This is a genomic window from Variovorax sp. 20P10.2.4 (genome assembly GCF_058244205.1).
Genome location: NZ_JBZAYE010001170.1, coordinates 1 through 1,138 on the forward strand (window position 1 = coordinate 1; position 1,138 = coordinate 1,138).

Genomic DNA, 1,138 nt, shown 5'->3' on the forward strand with positions numbered 1-1,138 from the left:
CGGCTCGGCCTCGATGCTGGTCAACAACGCGGGGCAGGGCCGGGTCTCGACCTTCGCCGACACCGACGACGAGGCATGGACGCAGGAGCTGCACCTGAAGTTCTTCTCGGTGATCCATCCCACGCGCGCCTTCCTGCCGCAGCTCGCGGCGCAGCGCGCCGTGCTCGGCGATGCCGCCATCGTCTGCGCCAACTCGCTGCTGGCGCGCCAGCCCGAGCCGCACATGGTCGCGACCTCGGCCGCGCGCGCGGGCCTGCTGAACCTGGTGCGCTCGATGGCGACCGAGTTCGCGCCGCAGGGCGTGCGCGTCAACGGCATCCTGATCGGCCTGGTCGAGTCGGGCCAGTGGCGCCGCCGCTTCGAGGCGCGCGAAGACAAGTCGCTGGACTGGGCCGCCTGGAGCGGCCAGCTCGCGAAGACCAAACACATCCCGCTGGGTCGCCTGGGGCTTCCGACCGAAGCCGCGCGCGCGATTCTTTTCCTGGCCTCGCCGCTCGCGTCGTACACGACCGGCAGCCACATCGACATCTCCGGAGGCCACTCCCGCCATGCATAACCCCCAGAACAACAACAGCCCCGTGACCGTCGGCGCGGTCGTCGCCGCCTTCCTCGAGCAGTGCGGCGTCAAGGCCGCCTTCGGCGTGATCTCGATCCACAACATGCCGATCCTCGATGCCTTCGCGCAGCGCGGCACGATCCGCTTCGTCTCGGCGCGCGGCGAGGCCGGCGCGGGCAACATGGCCGACGCCTATGCACGCTCCACCGCGAGCCTGGGCGTGTGCATCACCAGCACCGGCCCGGCCGCGGGCAACATCGCGGGCAGCCTGGTCGAGGCGCTGACCGCCGGCGCGCCGCTGCTGCACATCACCGGGCAGATCGAGACGCCCTACCTCGACAAGGGCATGTCGTACATCCACGAGGCGCCCGACCAGCTCACCATGCTCAAGGCGGTGTCGAAGGCGGCGCTGCGCGTGCGCAGCGTCGAGACCGTGCTCGGCACGCTCAAGCGCGCGGTGCAGCTCGCGCTGACGGCCCCTACCGGCCCGGTCAGCGTGGAGATCCCGATCGACATCCAGTCGGCGCTGACCACCATGCCCGCCGACCTGTCGCCGCTGCCCATCGAGCGGCCCGTGCCCTC

2 protein-coding genes are annotated in these 1,138 nt (G+C 71.1%); both read left to right on the forward strand.

Annotation, left to right across the window (positions count from 1 at the left end; genetic code table 11):
• Window positions 1–556: SDR family oxidoreductase (locus AC27VN_RS42040; protein ID WP_490880596.1), on the forward strand; the 556-nt coding region annotated here is incomplete at its 5' end.
• On the forward strand, window positions 549–1,138 hold a 590-nt coding region (locus tag AC27VN_RS42045; RefSeq protein ID WP_490880597.1), incomplete at its 3' end, for a thiamine pyrophosphate-binding protein. The genes AC27VN_RS42040 and AC27VN_RS42045, both read left to right, overlap by 8 nt.